Source organism: Massilia sp. 9I, from assembly GCF_902506415.1.
Lineage (GTDB): Bacteria > Pseudomonadota > Gammaproteobacteria > Burkholderiales > Burkholderiaceae_D > Telluria.
This window is the reverse complement of record NZ_LR733275.1, coordinates 2,166,443-2,180,669: the sequence shown is the minus strand read 5'-3', so window position 1 is coordinate 2,180,669 and position 14,227 is coordinate 2,166,443. Positions and strand designations below refer to the sequence as shown.

Annotated in this window: 12 protein-coding genes; 11 read left to right on the top strand and 1 reads right to left on the bottom strand. The window is 69.0% G+C overall.

Annotated elements, in window-relative coordinates; translation table 11 throughout:
- Positions 1 to 77: 77 nt before the first annotated feature.
- A complete protein-coding gene (locus GV068_RS09860) occupies positions 78 to 1,259 on the top strand; it encodes a sigma-54-dependent Fis family transcriptional regulator (RefSeq protein ID WP_159697152.1) in 1,182 nt (393 codons plus the stop codon).
- A gap of 18 nt (positions 1,260 to 1,277) precedes the next feature.
- Here GV068_RS09860 and GV068_RS09855 read toward each other — a convergent pair whose 3' ends face one another.
- Positions 1,278 to 2,318, bottom strand: a complete 1,041-nt coding sequence (locus GV068_RS09855) for an ABC transporter substrate-binding protein (RefSeq protein ID WP_159697151.1) — start codon at positions 2,316 to 2,318, stop codon at positions 1,278 to 1,280.
- A gap of 227 nt (positions 2,319 to 2,545) precedes the next feature.
- Between GV068_RS09855 and GV068_RS09850 the strand changes: the two genes are divergently transcribed.
- The 10 genes from GV068_RS09850 to GV068_RS09805 all read left to right on the top strand — a co-directional run bounded on the left by GV068_RS09850 (position 2,546) and on the right by GV068_RS09805 (position 14,209).
- Positions 2,546 to 3,610 (top strand): ABC transporter substrate-binding protein, encoded by a 1,065-nt coding sequence (locus tag GV068_RS09850; protein ID WP_159697150.1) that lies wholly within the window; start codon positions 2,546 to 2,548, stop codon positions 3,608 to 3,610.
- Positions 3,611 to 3,729: 119 nt separating this feature from the next.
- Positions 3,730 to 4,725, top strand: a complete 996-nt coding sequence (locus GV068_RS09845) for an LLM class flavin-dependent oxidoreductase (protein ID WP_159697149.1) — start codon at positions 3,730 to 3,732, stop codon at positions 4,723 to 4,725.
- 28 nt (positions 4,726 to 4,753) lie between these two features.
- Positions 4,754 to 5,911, top strand: coding sequence for an LLM class flavin-dependent oxidoreductase (locus tag GV068_RS09840; RefSeq protein WP_159697148.1), 1,158 nt, complete (start codon positions 4,754 to 4,756; stop codon positions 5,909 to 5,911).
- A gap of 224 nt (positions 5,912 to 6,135) precedes the next feature.
- Positions 6,136 to 8,550, top strand: a complete 2,415-nt coding sequence (locus tag GV068_RS09835) for a TonB-dependent receptor (protein WP_229463979.1) — start codon at positions 6,136 to 6,138, stop codon at positions 8,548 to 8,550.
- Positions 8,551 to 8,694: 144 nt separating this feature from the next.
- The gene (locus tag GV068_RS09830; RefSeq protein WP_159697146.1) at positions 8,695 to 9,438 is read left to right on the top strand and encodes a class II aldolase/adducin family protein; all 744 of its coding nucleotides are present in this window, start codon (positions 8,695 to 8,697) and stop codon (positions 9,436 to 9,438) included.
- Positions 9,439 to 9,448: 10 nt separating this feature from the next.
- The gene (locus GV068_RS09825) at positions 9,449 to 10,516 is read left to right on the top strand and encodes an ABC transporter substrate-binding protein (RefSeq protein WP_159697145.1); all 1,068 of its coding nucleotides are present in this window, start codon (positions 9,449 to 9,451) and stop codon (positions 10,514 to 10,516) included.
- The gene (locus tag GV068_RS09820; RefSeq protein ID WP_159697144.1) at positions 10,513 to 11,406 is read left to right on the top strand and encodes an ABC transporter permease; all 894 of its coding nucleotides are present in this window, start codon (positions 10,513 to 10,515) and stop codon (positions 11,404 to 11,406) included. Before GV068_RS09825 ends, GV068_RS09820 begins: the two co-directional genes overlap by 4 nt.
- Before the next feature lie 10 nt (positions 11,407 to 11,416).
- Positions 11,417 to 12,190 carry an ABC transporter permease gene (locus GV068_RS09815; protein WP_229463976.1) on the top strand — a complete coding sequence of 258 codons (774 nt, stop codon included), beginning with the start codon at positions 11,417 to 11,419 and terminating at the stop codon, positions 12,188 to 12,190.
- Positions 12,187 to 13,425 (top strand): MFS transporter, encoded by a 1,239-nt coding sequence (locus tag GV068_RS09810; RefSeq protein WP_159697143.1) that lies wholly within the window; start codon positions 12,187 to 12,189, stop codon positions 13,423 to 13,425. Before GV068_RS09815 ends, GV068_RS09810 begins: the two co-directional genes overlap by 4 nt.
- A complete protein-coding gene (locus GV068_RS09805) occupies positions 13,406 to 14,209 on the top strand; it encodes an ABC transporter ATP-binding protein (protein ID WP_159697142.1) in 804 nt (267 codons plus the stop codon). Before GV068_RS09810 ends, GV068_RS09805 begins: the two co-directional genes overlap by 20 nt.
- The last annotated feature ends 18 nt before the right edge of the window (positions 14,210 to 14,227 follow it).

The following is a 14,227-nucleotide window of genomic DNA, read 5'->3' as shown; positions in this document are numbered from 1 at the left end:
CTGCTTATGCACATTACGGATAAGCTTGCGTTGGACTATTCGTTGTCGGGAGCACCACGGCCCACTATAGTCCAAGCATGAACCTGACCGCCCACCATGTTTCACCGGAGTTCGCGCGCAACGCCCAGCTGGCCCGTGGCGGCAATCCCGAGGCCGGGCCGCTGGTGGCCTTCCCCGGTGCGCCGAAGACCAGCCTGCTGGTGCGCGCCACCGCCTTCGTGTTCGCCGACCCGCGTTCGCGCGCGCTGCAGGAATTGATCGAACGGGTGGCGCCGAGCGAGGCGACCATCCTGGTCACCGGCGAGACCGGCACCGGCAAGGAACTCATCGCGCGCCACGTCCATGCCTTGAGCAGTCGCAGCAAGGGCAAGTTCGTGGCGATCAACTGCGGCGCGTTTTCCGAGACGCTGATCGAAAGCGAGTTATTCGGCTACGAAAAGGGCGCCTTTACCGGCGCCATGCAGGCCAAGCCGGGCTGGTTCGAGACCGCCAACGGCGGCACCCTGTTCCTCGACGAGATCGGCGACCTGCCGCTGCCGATGCAGGTCAAGCTCTTGCGTGTGCTGCAGGAGCGCGAAGTGGTGCGGCTGGGATCGCGCCAGCCGGTGCCGATCGACGTGCGCCTGATCGCCGCCACCAACGTCGACCTGGCCGGCGCCGTCAGGGCAGGGCGCTTCCGCGAAGACTTGTATTATCGCCTGCAGGTGATCGCGCTGCCCCTGCTGCCGCTGCGTGAGCGGCCGGGCGACGTCATGCCACTGGCCCGTCACTTCCTTGCGACCTATGCCGAGCGCCTGCACCTGGGCGAGGTGGCGCTGTCGCCGGAAGGCGAACTGGCCATGCGCCAGTATCCGTGGCCGGGCAATATCCGCGAGCTGGAAAACGTGATCCACCGCGCGCTGCTGGTCTGCCGCAACGGGCGCGTGACGGCGGCCGACCTGGGGCTGTCGCCGCTGCTCGGCATGCCGGTTGCGGCGGCGGCCCCCACAGCGCCCACCGAGCCGGCCTACGCGCAGCCCATGCCCGCACCGGAACCCGAGCCCGAACCGGCGCCGGTACGCCAATCGGAACGCTTCCACGCCGCCTGGCAGGCGCTGCTCGATTCGGGCGAACAGATCACCTTCGAAGCGCTGCAGCTGCAGCTGGTGCTGGCCGCCTGGGAAAGCAGCGACCGCAACCAGCTGCGCACCGCGCGCTACCTCAACATCAGCCGCAACGTCCTGCGCACCTATCTGAAGAAGGCCGGCGTCCTGGCTTGAGGCCGGCCGGTGCGCCGGCTAAGCCGCCAGCGCCTGGGTGGAGCGCAGCAGCGCGTGCGCGGCCGCCAGCGGCGCGTGGTCCGCCCAGGCGCGCACGTCGATGTCGCGGTCGAGGAAGCCGTGCACCAGCTGGAAGTTCTTCTGCTGCTCGAACAGGCTGAGTCGCTCTTCCGACAAATCCGGCGCCAGCGCGGTGTGGAAGCCCTCGCGGTAGGCGCTGGCCACGGCCTCGCGCCCGGCATGGGTCTCCTGCTGCAGGATGGCGCGTACTTCGTCGCGGTGCTCACGCGCCCACTCGGCGGCCCGCAGCGTCTGGGCCAGGAAGCGCACCACCAGCTCGAAGTGCTGTTCCAGGAAGGCGCGGTGCACGGTGATCGGCCGCGGGGTGCCGTTGTTGACCCGGAAGCGCCGCTCGGGCAGCGTATCGAGGTCGATCCCGACTTCGACGCCGGCGGCGCGCGCCGCCTCGACCGCGGCCGCCCCCTTGACGTACACCGCATCGACTTCGCCGCGCACCAGCGCCGCGATCCCCTGCCACAGGGAGGCGCCTGGTCCCGTGCCCTGGGGTGGCGTTTCCGGGCTGCCGACTTCTTCCAGCGTCACGTCCTGCAGGCCCAGGCCGGCGCTGGCCAGCGCGCCCGCGTAGCCCGCCAGGCTCATGCCGCGCGCGATGCTGCGTCCGCGCCGGTTCTCCTCGATGTCGATGCGGCGAAACACCGGCAGGGCCAGGCGCTTGCCTTTCAGGTCGACCGGCGCGCGGATGCTTGATCCGGGACGGACCAGGATGACCTGCCATTCGTCGATCCAGGTCAGGCCGATCAGCCGCGTGTCCGCGCCTTGGGCGCGCGCCGGCAGCGCCAGCAAGTTGCCGCCTTCGCGGATCAGGGTCGGCAGGCCGTGCTCGTAGTGGTGGCGCGCCAGCTCGCCGCCGGTCTCCTGCAAGGTCTGGATGTCGATGCCGTCGGGTGCGAATTCCTGCTCCAGCCACCCCAGCTTGTAGGCCAGGCCGGTGGCGGTGGGGACGGGGCAGCGGGTGAACCAGATCGTTTCTATGCTCATGCGAGTCGACTCCTAGTAGGGTGAATCCGGGTAGCCCGGTACTACAGGCCTTGCAGGAAGCGTGCCGGACCCCGCCGTGACTGGCGTGCTGCTTTCGGCGCAGCCGGCGCTCGCCACTGCTGCGCGGCCAGCAAGCCTTGCTAGTAGCCCAGCAGGAAGGCGCCGCAAACGGATGGCACGCGTCTTGCGAACGAGTGGAGGACACCCACCACCCGAGGAGAGACTCCATGAGCATTGACGCCGCCACCCCGCTTGACACCCTGTGGTACACCCGCTGCCCCGTCCCCACCGCGCTCGGCATCGCCGTGCAGCAGGGCTGGCTGGAGCAAAGCCTGGGCCAGCGCGGCGTGGCCGTACGCTCGCTGCGCGAATCGCAGGACCGCGCCGTGCGCGAATCGCACTTCGACCACACGCTGCAGAATTCGGTGCGCCACGGCGGCAACATCCCGGCCCTGTGGGCGCGCGCCGCCGGCCGCGACACGCGCCTGATCGGGCTGTCCTGGGCCGACGAGACCCAGCGCATCCTGACTCTCCCGGGCAGCGGCATCCGCAGCACGCGCGATCTCAAGGGACGGCGCTTCGGGCTGCCGAAATGGGTGAACGCCCAGATCGACTTCGCACGCGCGCAGGCGATCCGCGGGCTGGAGAACGCGCTGCGTCTCGAGGGGCTGGAAGTCAGCGACGTCGAGCTGATCGACTACGTGATCGAAGCAGGCCAGAGCGACGAGCCGGCGCAGCAGGTCGCCGGCACCAATGTCTTCGGCGGCCAGCGCCGCGGCGGCCATGCGGCCGAGCTGGTGGGCCTGCTGCGCGGCGAGGTCGACGCCATCTTCCTGAAGGGCGCCAGCGCGGCCCACCTGGCGCAGCTGTTCGGCCTGCACACCGTGATCGACACCGGCATCCACCCGGAGCCGCTGGTGCGCGCCAATAACGGCACCCCGCGCACCCTCACGGTCGATGCGCAGCTGCTGGACCAGCACTTCGACGTCGGGGTCGACATCGTCGACCAGGTACTGCGCGCGCAGGACTGGGCGCGCGCCCATCCGGACGACACGCGCCGCTTCCTGGCGCGCGAATCGAACACCAGCGAATACTGGGTGACGGCGGCCTATGGACAGGATGCGCACCAGCGGCTCGACACCTCGCTGTCGGCGACCAACATCGCCGGCCTGCAGGACTTTGCCGACTTCCTGCTGCGCTGGGACTTCCTGCCGGCGCAGGTGGACGTGTGCGCCTGGATCGATGCGCGTCCTTTTGACGCGGCCCTGGCGCGGCGCCCCAAGGCGGCCTGAGTGTCGATTTGCGGCCAGCCGCTGCTGCATTTGCAGCAGTTCGCGCGCTTCAGCCCATGGCACGGTTTCTGCAAATAGAGACAAGCCTGCCATGGCGCACCCATTCGAGAGGACCTTTCATGACGACTGAATTCATCTGGCAACTGCCGACCGCCGGCGACCGCCGCTACGGCCGGGCCGAGGCCACGCGCCGCGGCGAACGCGAGCATCCGGGCCACGTGCCCTTTACCGACGGCGTGAGCGACCCGCGCGGCGACCGTTTCAATTACTTCGACTACCTGCACCAGGTGGCGCGCGCCGCCGACATCACCGGTTTCGACGGCGTGCTGGTCCAGCACGACCTGGAGGGCGACGAGTCCTGGGTAGTCGCGGCATATCTCGCGCGCGGCACCCGCCACCTGCGCCTGATCGCCGGCTTCGACGCGTCCTGGGGCTCGGCCGTGTACGCGGCCAAGAACGCGGTGAGCTTCCAGCGCGCCAGCGGCGGGCGCTTCGGCTGGCAGATCGGCGCCGGCGCCGACGCCGCCAAGCGGCGCCGCCATGCCGACTATGTGGCCGAACAGGACATTCCGGCGCGCATCGACGAATTCCTGAGCGTGGCCCGCGGCGTGCAGACCACCGCGCCCTTCGACTTCAAGGGCCGCTTCTTCGAGGTGCAGGGCGGCGGTTTCCGCGGCCCGCTGGCGGGCAACCCGCTGCCCCCGGTCTACCTGGACGGACAGACCGAAGAGGCGTTTGCCCTGTCGGCGCGCCAGGCCGACGTGCACGTGCTGGAGGCCGCGCCGCTCGAAGCGCTGCGTCCGTCCATCGAACGCCTTCAGGCGCTGGCGGCGCAGGAAGGCCGCAGCCTTGCGATCGGGCTGCGCCTCGACGTCGTGGCGCGCGAAACCGAGGACGAGGCGCAGCGCGACGCGGCGACCCTGGGCGAGGCAGCGCAGCGGGCATTGGTGGGCAGCTACGAGCAGGTGGAAGACCGGCTGCTTGCCTACGCCGGCGCCGGCATCTCCAGCTTCGTGCTGGGCGCCACGCCCGCCCTGGAGGAAGCTTGGCGCTTCGGCGAGCACCTGCTGCCGCGGCTGCGCGAACGTCTCGCGCAAGAGCGCCAGGCCGCCTGAATCCACCGCATCCCGACAAGGACAAGACATGAGCATCGACATTTTCTGGCGCATTCCCACCCACGGCGAGCCGAGTTCGCACCGCGCCCGCACCCCGCACCGCGGCGACTGGTTCCCCGGTAACGACCACCTGCGCGGCGCGGGCGTGGCGGCCGGCAGCGGCGGCTTCAGCTACATCGACTACATCGCCGAAATCGCCCACGCGGCCGAAATCTCCGGCTTCCAGGGCGGCCTGATTCCATCATTCCCGATGACGGACGAACCCTGGGTGATCTCGTCGCTGCTGGCGCGCGAAACCAGTACCTTCCGCTTCATGATTCCGTTCCAGCCGGGCTTCCTGAATCCGGTGGTGGCGGCGCGCATGACCGCCAGCCTGCAACGCGCTACGGGCGGTCGCGCGCTGTACAACGTGATCACGGGCGGCGGCGGACCGGCCCAGCTGTGGTGGGGCGATTCGGCCGGCCACGACGATCGCTACACCCGCACCACGGAATTCCTGGATGTCGTGCGCGGCGTGTGGGGCGGCGGCCCATTCTCTTACCAGGGCAAGTTCTACCAGGTGGAAGCCGCCGGCCTGGCGCATCCGCTCTCGAAGCAGGAATTCCCGGAGATTTACTTCTCCGGTTCGTCCGACGCAGCGCTGGCCTCGGCCTCCAAGCACGCCGACTACTACCTGACCTGGCTCGAGCCCTTCGCCCAGCTGCGCGAGAAGTTCGCGCGGGTGCGCGAGAGAACCGACCAGCTGGGCCGCAAGATCAAGTGCGCGGTGCGGGTCGACATCGTCGCGCGGGCAACCGAGGAAGAAGCCTGGGCCGAAGTGGAGAAGGGTTTCGCCAACGTCGACAAGGCCACGCTCGACCAGTTCCTGGGCGTGGACGGCAGCGATTCGGTGGGCGCGGCGCGCCAACGCGGCAACCGCCCGACCACGCTCAACTCGTACCGCGACCTGATCATCGAGCCGAACGTCTGGTCGGGCTTCAACCTGCTGCGCGGCGGCCAGACCCAGGGCATCGTCGGCAGCTACGAACAGGTCGCCGAGCGCCTGGACGAGCTGGTGCAGCTGGGCGCGGACGCGTTCATCCTGGCCAGTACGCCGCACCTGGAAGAAGCCTACCGGGTGGGCGAGGAAGTGCTGCCGCTCGTGCGCGGCAAGGGCGGACAGCAGTTGTTGCGCGCGGTCGGCTAGGACCGCGAGTGCAGAGAACAGGGAGGCCGGAGCGATCCGGCCTTTTTCTATTTCTTAGCTGTTCCTTCCGCTGCAGGCAGTCCGCGCTGCACTGCACCATTCTCAACAGTTGTTTGCGAATGCGCGCCAAATTGCGCGCAAATCAGCAGAAAAGGGGCGATCTTCCCGGGCACGGAGCTTGCGAATACAGAAGCAGCCAACCACTGTCTCTCATGAGGAAGCATATGCGTAGTTCAAAACAAGAAGCCGTCTTCAACCCAACCCTGCTGGTGCGCGCCCTGCGCGCCGCCTTTGCCGTGGCAATCGGCGCGGGCGGCTGCGCCGGCATGGCGCAGGCCGCGCCCCCCGTGGCGTCCGAGAGCGCGCCCGCCCCGGCCGACACCGCGCCGGGCACGGAGGCGCCGGTCGCCGCCGAAGTGGCGCCCGATCTGGCGGGCGCCGGCGCCGGCGTGGTGCTGCAGACGGTGACCGTGACCGCGCAGAAGCGCGAAGGCCGCGCCCAGGATGTGCCGAGCGCGATCAGTGTGCTGGGTGGCGACGAGCTGCTGTCCGAAGGGGTGGGCCGCTCGGCCAGCGAGATCCTCAACTACGTGCCGAACGCCTCGGCCGGCACCCAGCAGCACAGCCGCCCACGCTGGTGGATCCGTGGGGTCGGCGCCGGCCAGCAGCAGATCGATTTCCCGAACCCGGTCGGCTTCTACCGCGACGACGTCTACATCAGCAATTCGAGCGCGACGGGTTTCCCGCTGTTCGACCTGGAGCGGGTCGAGGTGCTGCGCGGTCCGCAGGGTACGCTGTGGGGCAAGAACACGACCGGCGGCGCCATTAACGTGGTCTCGCGCAAGCCCACCGATTACACCGACGGTTATTTCAAGGCCGACTACAGCAGCCATGAGACCGTGCTGCTGGAAGGCGCGCTGGGCGGCAGCATCGTCGGCGACCGGCTTACTGGCCGCATCTCCTTCCACTCGGAAGAGCAGCGCGAGGGCAACTTCAACAACCTGTTCAGGGGCGGCAAGGATGGGGAGCTGAAGGACAACGCGCTGCGCGCCCAGCTGCGCGCGAAGCTGGGCACCGACTTCACCGCCAACCTGTCGCTGCACTACCGCGACTACCGCGTCGATGGCGCGACCACCACGGTGGCTAGCTATGCGGCGAACGGCGTCTACCGCAACGACTACATCCCCAGCACCGATCCGGAAGACGTCAGCACCAATGCGCCCTCGATCCAGAACATCGAGCAGCACGGCGCCAACCTGACCCTCGACTACGGTGTCAACGGCTATGCGCTGACCTCGGTGACCGGCTGGGAAGATTTCGAAAACGACAATCTGACCGACTCGGACAATTCGCCGCTGGAGATCACGCGTGGCCGAACCCAAGCCCGCAGCCGCCAGTTCTCGCAGGAGCTGCGCCTGGCCTCGCCCAAGGCGGATCGGGTCAACTGGGTCAGCGGCCTGCATTACTTCCGCGAGACCATCGATTCGGATTCCGCCGTGGCGCGCCTGCCGGAAGCGATCGCCGGCGCCCAGCTGGCCAGCAGCCAGCCGGTCGGCTACAACAACACCACGTACAGGCACAAGACGCGCAGCTTTGCCGCCTTTGGCAGCGTCAGTGTCGACATCACCGAGCGCCTGCTGGCCACGCTCGGCCTGCGCTGGACCACGGAAACCAAGGACCTCGACCTGCGCCGCGTGCAGGCCGCCTCGGGCTCGGTCGGTTTCGGCAGCGTCGACAACTGGTGGAACAGCGTCATTGGCGGCAACTACGCGGCGCCCGCCGTCGTGCGCAACAACTTCACGTCGAACCCGTCCACCACCTGGCGCGCCTGGACCTACGACTTCACCCCGCAATACAAGATCGACGACAGCAAGCGGGTCTACTTCAAGTACGCCCACGGCATCAAGTCGGGCGGCTACAACACCAGCGCCACCGACGTGCGCGCGCTGAACACGGTCGCGCCCGAGGAACTCGATTCGCTGGAACTGGGCTTCAAGTCCGAATGGCTGGGCCGCCGCCTGAACCTGAACGCCAACCTGTTCTACTACGACTACCGCAACGTGCAGGTCAACATCACGGGCGTCTACAACGGCGACCCGACCCAGACCGTGAACTACCTGCAGAACGTGGAACGTGCGCACGTCGCGGGCGCCGAGCTGGAACTGGAAGCACGTCCGGTCGACGCCCTGCACCTGCAAGCCAGCGTCGGCCTGCTGCGCACCGAGTTCGACCGCTTCCAGATCCAGAACAACGGCGGCAGCCGCAACGGCAACGAATTCGTGCGCTCGCCCCATGTCACCGCCCAGCTGGCGGCCGACTACAAGATCCCGCTCTCCAGCGGCGGCCGGGTGCTGCTGGGAGCCGACGCGCGCTTCACCGGCAAGCAGTTCTATTACGTGGACCCGCAATCGAGCTCGCGCTACCTGCTGAACCAACCGGGCTACACGCTGGCCAACGCCCGCGTGATCTATACGGCGCCGGGCGGCCACCACGTGTTCACGGTCTATGCCGACAACATCGCGGACAAGGTCTACAAGAACCACACCCTGACCGCCTTCGTGCCGGGCACCACCAACGGCGACGTCGTGTACTGGGCGCCGGGGCGCCGGGTCGGCGGGTCCTACACCTACCACTTCTGATTGTTGAAGACGCAGCAGCGCGGCAGCACTGAGATGCATGAAAAGGCCGCCGCTGCTGCGCAGCCAACAGTTGCTGTGGCCGCAAGGCTGGCACGGCGCTTGCAAACCTTGAAGCATTCATTCACCGAACATTGGAGCACACACATGAGCGTTACCGCAGAAGCAGTCCAGGCCCTCACCGCCAAGCGCCTGAGCGATAAGGTGCTGGCCTTCGTCGAACAAACCCGCAAGGACGCGCAGCTGGCCTTCAGCGTCCTGCGCGAGACCGGCAGCCTCACCGCCTTCGGCACCGTTGGCGTCGTCGAGCGCGTGCCGGGCGAAGAGCTGGTCGTGATCGTCAACGACCCGGGCCCCTTCCGCAAGGGCGAGCCGCTCGTGGCCACCGTGGCGGGCCTGGACGGCACGGTCTACGCCGGCAATGGCGGCGCCGGGGCAGGGCGCTACCTGAAGCTGTTCCGCACCCACCCCGACGTCACCACCATCTCGCACGTCCATTCGCCGTCGCTGGGCGCCTGGGCCCAGACCCACCGCACGCTGCCGATCCGCTACGTGCCGGTGCAGCGCTTCCAGCTGATCCGCGAGATCCCGGTCTACATCGACCGCCGCCAGCCGGAAGTCGACTTCATCCTCGACGAGATCGCGAAGAACCCGCACGCCACCGCGATCCTGGAAGCCAACGGCGGCTCCACGGTTTGGGGCAAGCAGGGCCTGCTCAAGACCGCCGAGTTCATCCTGCTGCTGGAAGAGGGCGCCAAGATCCAGATCGCGGCCGAAGCCATCGGCGGCTCGCGCGACTTCGGCCCCGGGGTGCTGCTGCAGCAGTGGAAGATGAGCAAGCTGATCGACCAGGCCCGTGCGCTGTCGCTGCTGCCGGCGACCGACCTGTAAGGAGACGACGATGCCCGGTTCACGATTCACTCCCTGGCGCCGCGTCGCCTGCCTGTGGGCGCTGGCGCTGGCCGCGCTGTCGGCTGGTGCGGCGGAACCGTTGCCGGATGCGCTCAGGATCGCCGCCGTGTCGCGCACCGGCCCCTCCGGCAAGACCCTGTTCTCGGGTTCCTCGGCATTGGTGGCCGAGCAGGGCTGGCTGGCCGCCGAACTGGGCAAGCTTGGAGTCAAGCTGCAATGGGTGCCGGTGACCACCAACTCGGTGGCGGTGCAGGTCAACGAAGCCTTCGCCAACAAGTCGATCGACTTCGCCCAGTACGGCGACCTGCCGTCGATCATCGCGAATGCTTCCGGCCTGCGCACCCAGCTGGTGGTCCCAGGCGGCAGCATGAACAACACCTATCTGGTGGTGCCCACCGGGTCGACGGCGCGCTCGATCAAGGACCTGAAGGGCAAGAGGATCGCCCTGCACCGCGGCCGGCCCTGGGAATTCCCGTTCGCGCGTCTGCTCGCCGCCAACGGCATGAAGCAAAGCGACGTGCGGATCCTGAACCTGAACCCGCAGGCCGGCGCCGCGGCCCTGGCCAGCGGCAGCGCCGACGCCTTCTTCACCCTGAGCGACGCCTTCCTGCTGGAGGACAAGAAGGTCGGCAAGATCATCTGGTCCAGCAAGCAGGCGGCCCAGGACTGGAAGATGCGCGCCGAACTATGGGGCGACAGCGCCTTCCTGAAACGCTACCCGCAGCTGGCGCAGCTGGTCGCCACCGCCTACGTCAAGGCGCACCAGGCGGTCGCCGGCGGCAAGGGACGCGAAGACTACATCCAGCACGAGGTCGCGGCCGGTCACGCGCGCAGCCTGATCGAGCGCGAGATGGAGGGCGACACCACCGCCTGGAGCGATCGCTGGGCGCCCGTCTTTACGCCGGCGCTGCGGGCCCACTACGCGGCAGCGGCCAGTTACGCCCAGCAGGCACGCCTGATCGGCAAGCCGCTCGACACCAGCGGCCTGTATGCGCCCCAGTTCGTGGAGCAGGCGCTGGCGCAGCTCAAACTCCAGAACCATTGGGCGCAGCGATGAATCCGGGCGTGATGACACCGGGCGCGCGCGACCTGCGCCTGGACACCGGGGCCCGCTCCCAGGTGGCGCTGGGACGGGTTAGCAGGGCGGCGCCGCCGCGCACGCAGCCGCCGCGGGTGCGGCGCAGTCTGGTCGCGCGCTGGCTGGCCTGGCGCTGGTCGGTGCTGACCTCGCCCCTGCTGCTCCTGGCCCTGTGGATCCTCGCCACCGCGCAGGCCTGGGCGCCGGAGCAGATCCTGGTGCCGCCGCTGCAGGTGCTGGCGGCGGCCGGCGAGCTGGCCGACAGCGGCGAGCTGGGCGAACACGTCTCGGTCAGCCTGCTGCGCCTGGTCTCGGGCTTCGCCATCGGCAGCCTGGGCGGCATCGCCTTCGGCCTGCTGGACGGCCTGTCGCCGCGCCTGAACGCGTATACGGCGCCGAGCTTCCAGGTGCTGCGCCAAATTCCCTCGGTGGCCTTGATCCCGCTGTTCATCCTGTTGTTCGGCATCGGCGAGACCTTCAAGCTGGTGATCGTCGCCAAGGCCAGCTTCTTCATCGTGGCGCTGGCGGTGCATGAGGCGGTGACTAGCCTGCCGGCGCGCTACCTCGAGGTGGCGGCCATGTTCCGCTTCACCCGCCTGCAGGTGATCCGCAAGCTGGTGCTGCCCGCGATCGTGCCGGCCACCCTGACGGGGGTGCGGATTGCGCTGGGCCGCTCGTGGATGGTGCTGGTCGGGGCCGAGCTGCTGGCGGCCGAGAACGGCCTGGGGCAGATGATGGAGATGGCGCGCCAGATGTTCCGGCTCGACGTGGTGATGGTCGGCGTGATTCTGACGGGCCTGATCGGGGTCACGCTCGACCGCGGCTTTCGCTTGCTGGAAGCCTGGCTGATGCGCTGGCAGCGCGTGTGAGGAAGCAGACATGAAGACACCCATCACCGCGATTGCGGCGCCGCTGCGCGGCCTGCTGCTGCCGCTCCTCCTGCTGCTGGCCTGGGAATGGGCCTCCGGGCTCGGCGCCGGCGCCGCCTACGTGTTCGTGCCGCTCGGCCAGCTGTGGGACGGGGCGCGCGAGATGCTCGCCGACGGCAGCCTGGTGCTCCACGTGCGCGCCAGCCTGGAACGCGCCTTGACCGGCCTGGTGGCGGGCGCGCTGCTGGGGATCGCGACCGGCACCCTGATGGCGCAGTCGCGCGTGGCCGAACGCCTGGTCGGGCCGCTGTTCCACAGCATCCGCCAGGTGCCGCTGCTCGGGCTGGTGCCGCTGATCGCCCTGTGGGCCGGCAGCGGCGAGTTCGCCAAGCTCCTGATCATCGGGATCGCCGCGCTTTACCCGACCGTGCTGAATACCTTCGAGGGCATGCGCCAGGTCGACCTGCGCTACCGCGAAGTGGGCGCCATGCTGACCTTCAGCCGCGCCCAGATGTTCCGCCACGTGCTGCTGCCCGGCGCGCTGCCGGCCATCATCACCGGGGTGACCCACGCCCAGGTATTCGCCTGGCTGGCCTGCCTGGGCGGCGAGCTGCTGTTCGCGGCGGCTCCCGGCATCGGCTCACTGCTGCAGACCAGCGAGCAGGCCGGCCGCATGGACGTGGTGCTGCTGTCGGTGCTGGTCATCGCGCTGCTGGCGCAGGTGCTGAACCTGGTGTTCACGCGCGCCGCACGCCTGCTGGTGCGCGGCAGGAGCGTGCAGTGAGCGGCGCCATTCCCGCCGCGCTGGCGCCCGCCCGCGCCAATGAATTACGGCGCTTCCTGGCAGGCTTCATCGGCCTGACCCTGCTGTCCGGGATGACCATCGGGATGAACAAGGTGCTGGCCACGATGTTCGGCCTGCACCTTGGCGTGAGCAACTTCCAGCTGGCCCTGATCAGCAGCGCCGAGACCTGCGCCATGGCGCTCGGCACGCTGCCGGCCGGGCGCATCCTGGCGCGCGGCAATCCCAAGACCCTGTACGCAGGCGTCAGCCTGACCTTGTCGCTGCTGTTCTGCATCCTGCCATGGCTGCCCGGCTGGCAGTGGGTGGCGCTGCTGATGTTCCTGGTCGGCCTGTGCATCGCGCTGCGGGTGGTGGCGATGAGCACCGTGTTCCTGGTGCGCCTGCCCGAGCTGGGGCAGGGCAAGGCGGGCTGGTACAAGGGCACCCTGACCTTCGGCATGCAGTTCGCCGGCCCGTTGGTGGGCAACTACGTGGTGGCCCACCTCGGCCTGCAGTCCGGCTTCCTGGTCTCGGCCCTGATGTTCGCAATCCTGGCGGTGCTCGGCTGGCAGGTGCTGCCGGCGCATGCCGGCCACCGCGGCGAGGGCGGCGTGGTGCGCGGCGCCAGCAAATGGGGCGAGCTGCTGCGCCTGCCGGCGGTGCGCGCCACCTATCTGTTCGAGGTGCTGGCCAGCTTCACGGGGTCCAGCGTCGGCGTGTTCTCGATCCTGCTGGCGATCCAGGTCCTGCACTGGCCCAAGGAGCACGCGGTATGGCTGATGGCGGTGCAGGGACTGAGCTTCGTCACCGTGCTGCTCGGCCTGGGCGGCGCGGTGCTGGCCAGCCGCCACCGCGACCGCTTCTACGGCGCCGCCCACCTGGCGATCATGGCGGCGCTGCTCCTGTTAGGGCTGCTGCCGACCACCGCCAGCTACCTGGGCGCCTCGGTGCTGCTGGGGTTGGGCCTGGGCGTCAACGCGCTGGTCAACACCGACCGCATCGCCCATGCGCCGGTGGACAAGGCGCGCGTCTCGGCCCACCTGACCCTGTTCGGGATGGCGGCGGGCAGCCTCGGCGCGCTGGCCGCGGGCCGGCTGGGCGACCTGATTGGCCTGCGCCACGTATTCCTGCTCTGGCTGCTGCCCTGGCTGGCGGCCTGGCTCTCGTATCACCTGCGCGCCGGGCGACCTCGCGCAAAACAAGGAGAAACCTGCAATGACTGCCATTCCCGTTGAAGCGTCCACGCGCGCCCCGGTGCGCGGCGGCGGCCTGCGCATCGAGCACGTCAGCAAGTCCTTCCCCCTGCGCGGCGAATCGCTGCTGGTGCTGGACGACATCTCACTCAGCGTCGAACCAGGCGAATTCGTCGCCATCGTCGGCGGCTCGGGCTGCGGCAAGTCGACCCTGCTGCGCCTGCTGGCCGGGCTCGATACCGACTACCAGGGGACGCTGCTGCAGGACGGCGAGCCGATCGCCGGCCCGCGCCTGGAGCGCGGACTGGTGTTCCAGGACCATCGCCTGTTCCCCTGGCTGACGGTGGAGCAGAACATCGCCGCCGCCTTCACCAATACCGATGTGCCGCCCGCCGAGCGGCGCGCGCGGGTAGCGGCCGAGATCGCGCGAGTGGGGCTGGACGGTTTCGCCGGCGCCTATCCGCACCAGCTCTCGGGCGGCATGTCGCAGCGCGCGGCGATCGCGCGCGCCCTGGTGGGGCGTCCAGAGGTGCTGCTGCTGGACGAGCCGCTCGGCGCGCTCGACGCCTTGACGCGCCTGCACATGCAGAAGGAACTGCGCCGCCTGTGGCTGGACGAGGGCATCACCATGCTGATGGTGACCCACGACATCGAGGAAGCCGTGTTCCTCGCTGACCGCGTGGTAGTGCTCGAAGCGCGCCCCGGACGGGTACGGCGCATCCAGGAAGTCGGCCTGGCGCACCCGCGCCAGCGCCGCGACGCCAACTTCGTCGCCCTGCGCGATGGCTTGCTGGCCGATTTCGGCGAGGTGGAAGAGGCACGCTAGCTCCGTCTTGGCACCTCT

Bases quoted from the DNA above. Each gene is read 5' to 3' on its own strand.
- GV068_RS09850 (WP_159697150.1), top strand. From the start codon at position 2,546: ATGAGCATTGACGCCGCCACCCCGCTTGACACCCTGTGGTACACCCGC.
- GV068_RS09845 (WP_159697149.1), top strand. From the start codon at position 3,730: ATGACGACTGAATTCATCTGGCAACTGCCGACCGCCGGCGACCGCCGC.
- GV068_RS09835 (WP_229463979.1), top strand. From the start codon at position 6,136: ATGCGTAGTTCAAAACAAGAAGCCGTCTTCAACCCAACCCTGCTGGTG.
- GV068_RS09805 (WP_159697142.1), top strand. From the start codon at position 13,406: ATGACTGCCATTCCCGTTGAAGCGTCCACGCGCGCCCCGGTGCGCGGC.
- GV068_RS09855 (WP_159697151.1), bottom strand. From the start codon at position 2,318: ATGAGCATAGAAACGATCTGGTTCACCCGCTGCCCCGTCCCCACCGCC.
- GV068_RS09860 (WP_159697152.1), top strand. From the start codon at position 78: ATGAACCTGACCGCCCACCATGTTTCACCGGAGTTCGCGCGCAACGCC.
- GV068_RS09820 (WP_159697144.1), top strand. From the start codon at position 10,513: ATGAATCCGGGCGTGATGACACCGGGCGCGCGCGACCTGCGCCTGGAC.
- GV068_RS09830 (WP_159697146.1), top strand. From the start codon at position 8,695: ATGAGCGTTACCGCAGAAGCAGTCCAGGCCCTCACCGCCAAGCGCCTG.
- GV068_RS09825 (WP_159697145.1), top strand. From the start codon at position 9,449: ATGCCCGGTTCACGATTCACTCCCTGGCGCCGCGTCGCCTGCCTGTGG.
- GV068_RS09815 (WP_229463976.1), top strand. From the start codon at position 11,417: ATGAAGACACCCATCACCGCGATTGCGGCGCCGCTGCGCGGCCTGCTG.
- GV068_RS09840 (WP_159697148.1), top strand. From the start codon at position 4,754: ATGAGCATCGACATTTTCTGGCGCATTCCCACCCACGGCGAGCCGAGT.